Here is a 6,116-nt window from a genome sequence, read left to right as displayed (position 1 = left end):
GTTGGGCACGATCTGCGCCCGCTTGGCGAACCCGGGATCGGCGAACAGGGCCATGCCCTCCGCCAGCGCACGGGCGAGACGGTCCGCCGAGCCACCCGCCTGGGCGACGACCGCGAGGACGTCCCGGTCACCGAGGAACCGTCCGAGGTCGCGCAGCGCCTGCGCGTACAGCGCCATCAGCTCGTGGTCCGGGCGCTGTCCGAGAACGTCCGCGATCGTCTCCGTCCGCATCGCCCGCAGCTCGTCGTTGCTCCAGGCTCCGGCCGCACGGAACCGGTCGGCCAGCCCCCAGGCGACCGTGAAGTACCCGGACACGGGGCGCCCGGCGCGGTCCACGCGCTTGCGGAGCGTCGGGAACCAGCCGGATCCGAAGTTGATCGTGTCGAGCGTGAGGAGGTAGCGGGCGACCTCCTCGGGAGGACCGTCGAGGTGGTGGCGCTCGGGGTCCAGCGGGACCGGGTCGATGCGCTCGACCGTCGCGAAGCGCTCGAGGCCGTCCGGGTCGATCCGGACGGCCTGGGCCGAGGCGGCGATCTGCGCGCAGCTCGCCCGTATCGCGTCGCAGAACCTCACGGGCCGCAGCGTACGCGGCCCGACGCTCAGCGGCGCTTCGTGATGCCGAACTCGAGGGCCAGCGTCAGCGCCGGCGGGCCTCCGTCGCGTGCCACCGGAGCGCCCAGCACGACGCCGATCCCGACCTCGCGGAAGTTGCGGTCCAGGAGCAGCGAACGGTGGCTCTTGCTCTTCATCAACGCCGCCACGAGGCGCTTGGGGCTCGCCTCGTCCCCGTTGCCCCACGCGAGCGCCTCACCGACGGACCATCTCCGGGCCTTGCGCATGTAGCCGCTGCGCCGGATCCGCATGTCGGCCGTCGAGCCTCCCGGCGACCGGTGGGCGAAGTAGGACCGCCGCACCATGTCGCGGCTGTGTCGCAGCGCGGCGCGCCGCAGCCGGTAGTTCTCGCGGTAGGCCCGCAGCCGGCGCTTCTTGCGCTCCTGGTTCACCAGGCACGCGACCGCCTTGCGGACCTTCACGAGATCCGCCTTCCCCATGTCGCTCGATGCTGATGCCGTTGCTCCCGTGCACGACGATGATGACGCCGAGCTTGCCCCCCAAGCTGCGGTCGATGTGTGAATGAGCATCAAGAATGCGAGCACGACTGCTGCCCGGCACCCGGCCCCCAACCGGTTCCCTGCCATACCCGGCAGGATGCTGGCTGCCGGTCAGGACTTGAGCGCCATGACGAGGACGTGGCGGTATCACCCGGAAACCTGTGCAGAGGCGGCGCTCAGCGAGAGCTCTTGCGCGAACTCACGCAGGTCTTGGCACCTTTGAACGACTTGGAGCTGTTGGCGACGCGCCGGCCGAGGTCGAGCACGATGGTCGCTCCCGGACGGTCGGTATCGCGCCTGGGCAGCCCGTACACGAGGGCGATGCCGAGCTCCCGGAAGTCGCGTTTCAGCAGGAGCCGGCGGTGCGCGCGGGAGCGCATGAGGTTCTCCGTCAAGACCTCGGGCGTCGAGCTGCGGTTCCAGCCGTAACCGAGCGCCTCACCGAGGTGGTAGCGGCGCTTCGAGCCGCGGAGGTACTTGGCGGAGCGCACGCGGTCGCACAGCGACCTGCCGTTGCTGGAGGTGTGGCTGAAGAAGCCGTTGCGCACCATGTCGCGCGCGTGGCCCGAGGCGGCCCGGGTGAGCGAGGACCGCACGGCGAAGCGGGGGAGGCCGCGGCTGGTCCGCTCCTGCTGGAGCAGGCACAGCACCGCCTCCCGTGCCTGCACGGTGTTCTCCGGCGTCGTGCGGACATCGGCCCCCGGACACTTCGAGGGATCCGTCGCCCCGCCGGCGGCGGGAACGAACAGCATCGACATCACGCACGCGACCGCCACCCCTGGCGCCCATCCCTGTCCCATGTACTACAGGTAACACCAAATGGCGGTCGAGCACCACCGTAGTTCTCCGACACGCCGCCGCTGGGCCTATCCTCGAAGGCGATGCCCGACGCGCCGCCGCCCGCCGACCTCACGGCCCTTCTCGCCGGTCTGAACCCCGCGCAGCAGGCCGCGGTCGAGCACGCCGAGGGGCCGCTGCTCGTGCTCGCGGGCGCCGGTTCGGGGAAGACCCGGGTCCTGACGCACCGCATCGCGCACCTCGTGCGCTCGGGGGTGGCCCGTCCCGGGGAGATCCTCGCGATCACGTTCACCAACAAGGCCGCGCAGGAGATGCGCGAGCGGGTCGAGTTGCTGCTCGGTCGCTCGACGCGCGCGATGTGGGTGCTCACCTTCCACTCGGCCTGCGTGCGGATGCTGCGGGCCGAGGCACCCCGGTTGGGATACACCCGGTCGTTCACGATCTACGACCAGGCCGACACGCGGCGCATGGTGAAGAAGTGCCTGGACGATCTCGACATCGATCCCAAGCGCTTCACACCCGCGGCCGTCCATCACCAGATCTCCGACGCGAAGAACAAGCTGCGCGACGCCGACGCCTACGCGCAGCTCGTGGGCGGCTACTTCGAGCAGACCGTCGCGGACGTCTACCGCCACTACGAGACCGAGATGCATCGCATGAACGCGATGGACTTCGACGATCTCCTGGTGCGGGCGGTCAACGTGCTCGAGCTGTTCCCGGAGGTGCGCGCCCGGTACGCGGCCGCCTTCCGCTACGTGCTGGTCGACGAGTACCAGGACACCAACCACGCGCAGTACCGGTGGTTGCAGCTCCTGGCGGGCGGCGAGGACGGGCATCGCAACCTGATGGTCGTCGGCGACGACGCGCAGTCCGTCTACGGCTTCCGCGGCGCGGACATCCGCAACATCCTCGACTTCCAGGACGACTTCCCGGACGCCACCGTCGTCAAGCTCGAGCAGAACTACCGCTCGACGCAGACGATCCTCGACGCCGCCAACGCGGTGATCGCCCACAACCGGGCGCAGATGCACAAGACGCTGTTCACCGAGCTGGACGGCGGCGACCCCATCAAGGTCCGCGAGCTCGACGACGAGCACGCCGAGGCCCGCTTCGTGGTGGGTGAGATCGAGCGACTCGTCGACGAGGGCGTCTCCCGTGCGGAGATCGCGGTCTTCTACCGGACCAACGCGATGTCGCGGGTGCTCGAGGACACGCTCGTCCGGCGCGAGATCGGCTACCAGGTGATCGGCGGCACCAAGTTCTACGAGCGCGCCGAGATCAAGGACGCGGTCGCCTACCTGCAGGTGCTGGCCAACCCGCAGGACGTCGTGTCCTTCACGCGGATCGTGAACTCCCCCCGGCGCGGGATCGGCCAGACCTCCCTGTCGCGCGTGGTCGCGCACGCCGACACCATGGGCATCAGCGTCTGGGAGGCGGCGCAGGAGCCGGCCGGTGTGCCCGGGCTGGGCGCCGCGGCGGTGAAGGCGTTCGGGCGTTTCATGAGCACGATGGGGTCGTTGCGCGACCGCGCAGGGACGGGCGTCCCGATCGGCGACCTCCTGAGCGCGGTGCTGCACGAGTCGGGGTACTTCGAGTGGCTGGAGGCCGAGCGCACGATCGAGGCGCAGGGCCGGATCGAGAACCTCGAGCAGCTCATCGAGGTGGCGCACGAGTTCGACGCGACCGCGCAGGAGGGCGAGCGCGACCTCGGCGCCTTCCTGCAGTCCGTCTCGCTCGTCGCTGACGCCGACAGCCGCAAGGACGACGAGCACCTCGTCACCCTCATGACCCTGCACAACGCCAAGGGGCTGGAGTACCCGATCGTGTTCATCGTCGGGTGCGAGGAAGGCGTCTTCCCGCACTCGCGCTCCGTCGAGGAAGGGACGCTCGAGGAGGAGCGGCGCCTCTGCTACGTCGGGATCACGCGGGCGATGCGCGACCTGTACCTGACCTACGCCCGGCGCCGGGCGGTCTTCGGCTCCACCACCTACGGGCTCCCGTCGCGGTTCCTGGCCGAGATCCCGACCGACCTGCTCGACGAGGAGGGGCCCCAGCCATCCTACGGCGGCATGCGTGGCGGCCAGGTGGTCGGCTCCGGCGCCCCGACGCGACCGCGCGCGATGTCCTGGGGATCGGCGGCGGCCGGCACCGCCGCGATCGAGGCCGACCGGGGCGCGGCGGGCTCGGGGGCCGGGGGTGCCACGCGCTTCGCCACCGGTGACGACGTCGTCCACGGAGCCTTCGGGGAAGGTGTCGTCACCGCGGTCGAGCCCGGCGGGATCGTCGTGATCCGGTTCGCGAAGGACGGGTCGGAGCGCAAGCTGATGGCCGAGTACGCCCCGATCGAGAAGCGTTGAGCGTCGCGGGTCGCGTAGCCTGCCCGGGCGTATGAGCGCTCGCATCATCGACGGCAAGGCGGTCGCGGCGAAGGTCCGTGCCCGCGTGGCGACCGAGGTCGCCGCGTTCACCGAGCAGCACGGCACGCCGCCGGGGCTGGCGACGATCCTCATCGGGGACGACCCGGCGTCGGCGGTCTACGTCGGCGGCAAGCAGAAGGCGTGTGCCGAGGTCGGGATCAAGGGCTTCGACCACCGCCTCGACGCCGACGCGCCGCGGGCGGACGTGCTCGCGCTGATCGACGAGCTGAACGCCGACCCCGCGGTCAGCGGCATCCTCTGCCAGCTCCCGGTGCCCGGCCACCTCGATGGCGTCGAGGTCACCAACCGGATCGACGCGGGCAAGGACGTCGACGGGTTGACGATCGCCTCCGCGGGTCGCCTGGCGCTCGGGATGCCCGGACTGCGACCGTGCACCCCGACGGGCACGATGCTGCTGCTGGAGGAGGCGCAGGCCTCCCTGTCCGGCGCCGAGTGCGTCGTCATCGGCCGCTCGAACCTCTTCGGCAAGCCCATGGCCCAGCTGCTGCTGCAGGCCAACGCCACCGTGACGACGTGCCACTCGCGCACGCGCGACCTCGGCGAGGTGTGTCGCCGGGCCGACGTGCTCATCGCCGCGGTCGGCGTCGCGCACCTGGTGAAGGGCGACTGGATCAAGCCGGGAGCGGTGGTCATCGACGTCGGCATGAATCGGCTGACCGGCCCGCCGCCCACCCTCACGGGGGACGTCGACTTCGACGCGGCCGTCGAGGTGGCCTCGGCGATCACACCGGTGCCGGGCGGGGTCGGGCCGATGACGATCGCCTGCCTGCTGGAGAACACGCTGATCGCTGCACGGGCTGCCGCGGCCGTCGCGGCGTAGGGTTCGGCCGATGCACCTGCACCGTCTGCGTCTGGGGGAGATCACCGCCGCGATCGGCGCGGTCGTGCTGATCACCTCCTTGTTCCTGGACTGGGTGGAGCTCACGGTCGGCGCCGTGCCGAGCGGCTCGGCCGCCGACGGCGTCGTCCGGGTCTCGGAGTCGGGCTTCTCCTCGGCCGGCTGGCTGCTCGTCGCCCTGCTCGTGATCGTCGCGGCGCTCGCGATCGCGCTCGTCGTCCTCACGGTCACGCTGGAGCCGGTCGGGCTGACCATGTCGGTCACGGTCGCCACGGCCTTCTTCGGGATCATCGCGGCGGTCGTGACGGCCCTTCGCGTGGCCCTGTTCCAGCCCGACGGAGGTCTCGGGGACAGCTTCGCCTCGATGCAGCTCGGGGCCTACCTGACGCTCCTGGGCGTCGTGCTCTGTGCCGCGGGTGGGTGGATCACGATGCGGGACGAGCGGATGGACGCGCCGTACAGCGCCGCCCCCGAACTCGAGCCGCGGCCCGCGCCGCCGGTGGCGTAGCCTCCGGCTCGCATGATCGATCGCGAGCAGGTCCTCCACGTCGCGCGGCTCGCGCGGCTCGAACTCAACGACGACGAGGTCGCCACGGCGGCCGCCGAGCTGTCGAAGATCCTCGGCCACATCGAGACGATCGAGGAGCTCGACCTCACCGACGTGCCGCCGACCGCGCACGTCGTCGAGGTCGACAGCGCGCTGCGGCCGGACGTGCCCCAGCCGTCGCTCCCGCGCGACGTCGCGTTCGCGCAGGCCCCGGACATCGCCGACGACGGGTTCCGCGTCCCCAGCCCGCAGGCCTGATCCACGATGACCGACATGATCGACCTCACCGCCAAGCAGGCCGTCGACGCGATCGCGGCGGGCGACCTCGACGCCGCCGAGTACTTCGAGCTGTACCGGTCGCGCAGCGCCTCCGAGGACCTCGG

At 71.1% G+C, this 6,116-nt stretch carries 7 protein-coding genes; 4 read left to right on the top strand and 3 right to left on the bottom strand.

What is annotated here, in order from left to right; genetic code table 11:
• The 3 genes from ABYE80_RS15890 to ABYE80_RS15880 all read right to left on the bottom strand — a co-directional run.
• On the bottom strand, positions 1 to 573 hold a 573-nt coding region (locus tag ABYE80_RS15890), incomplete at its 3' end, for a queuosine salvage family protein (RefSeq protein WP_372791281.1).
• Positions 574 to 599: 26 nt separating this feature from the next.
• Positions 600 to 1,052: a CAP domain-containing protein gene (locus ABYE80_RS15885; protein WP_372791280.1), complete on the bottom strand. Its 453-nt coding sequence runs from the start codon at positions 1,050 to 1,052 to the stop codon at positions 600 to 602.
• A 236-nt stretch (positions 1,053 to 1,288) separates the two neighbouring features.
• Positions 1,289 to 1,912, bottom strand: a complete 624-nt coding sequence (locus tag ABYE80_RS15880) for a CAP domain-containing protein (RefSeq protein ID WP_372791279.1) — start codon at positions 1,910 to 1,912, stop codon at positions 1,289 to 1,291.
• A gap of 81 nt (positions 1,913 to 1,993) precedes the next feature.
• Here ABYE80_RS15880 and ABYE80_RS15875 point away from each other — a divergent pair, with 81 nt between their 5' ends.
• Genes ABYE80_RS15875 through gatC form a run of 4 tightly spaced genes read left to right on the top strand, consistent with a single transcriptional unit; the run spans position 1,994 to position 5,991 of the window.
• The gene (locus ABYE80_RS15875; RefSeq protein ID WP_372791278.1) at positions 1,994 to 4,267 is read left to right on the top strand and encodes an ATP-dependent helicase; all 2,274 of its coding nucleotides are present in this window, start codon (positions 1,994 to 1,996) and stop codon (positions 4,265 to 4,267) included.
• Between the two features lie 31 nt (positions 4,268 to 4,298).
• Positions 4,299 to 5,168 carry a bifunctional methylenetetrahydrofolate dehydrogenase/methenyltetrahydrofolate cyclohydrolase FolD gene (folD, locus tag ABYE80_RS15870; protein ID WP_372791277.1) on the top strand — a complete coding sequence of 290 codons (870 nt, stop codon included), beginning with the start codon at positions 4,299 to 4,301 and terminating at the stop codon, positions 5,166 to 5,168.
• A 10-nt stretch (positions 5,169 to 5,178) separates the two neighbouring features.
• Positions 5,179 to 5,694, top strand: coding sequence for a hypothetical protein (locus ABYE80_RS15865; RefSeq protein WP_372791276.1), 516 nt, complete (start codon positions 5,179 to 5,181; stop codon positions 5,692 to 5,694).
• A gap of 12 nt (positions 5,695 to 5,706) precedes the next feature.
• Positions 5,707 to 5,991 carry an Asp-tRNA(Asn)/Glu-tRNA(Gln) amidotransferase subunit GatC gene (gene gatC / locus ABYE80_RS15860; RefSeq protein ID WP_372791275.1) on the top strand — a complete coding sequence of 95 codons (285 nt, stop codon included), beginning with the start codon at positions 5,707 to 5,709 and terminating at the stop codon, positions 5,989 to 5,991.
• Positions 5,992 to 6,116 lie beyond the last annotated feature (125 nt).

Origin of the sequence: Paraconexibacter sp. (genome assembly GCF_041602235.1) — a bacterium.
In the GTDB taxonomy this organism is placed as follows: domain Bacteria; phylum Actinomycetota; class Thermoleophilia; order Solirubrobacterales; family Solirubrobacteraceae; genus Paraconexibacter.
Note: the sequence above shows the minus strand (reverse complement) of the source record. Positions and strands in the feature narration are given on the sequence as shown.

Coding starts and splice junctions, on each gene's coding strand:
- ABYE80_RS15885 (WP_372791280.1), bottom strand. CDS start 1,052: ATGGGGAAGGCGGATCTCGTGAAGGTCCGCAAGGCGGTCGCGTGCCTG.
- ABYE80_RS15880 (WP_372791279.1), bottom strand. CDS start 1,912: ATGGGACAGGGATGGGCGCCAGGGGTGGCGGTCGCGTGCGTGATGTCG.
- ABYE80_RS15875 (WP_372791278.1), top strand. CDS start 1,994: ATGCCCGACGCGCCGCCGCCCGCCGACCTCACGGCCCTTCTCGCCGGT.
- folD (WP_372791277.1), top strand. CDS start 4,299: ATGAGCGCTCGCATCATCGACGGCAAGGCGGTCGCGGCGAAGGTCCGT.
- ABYE80_RS15865 (WP_372791276.1), top strand. CDS start 5,179: ATGCACCTGCACCGTCTGCGTCTGGGGGAGATCACCGCCGCGATCGGC.
- gatC (WP_372791275.1), top strand. CDS start 5,707: ATGATCGATCGCGAGCAGGTCCTCCACGTCGCGCGGCTCGCGCGGCTC.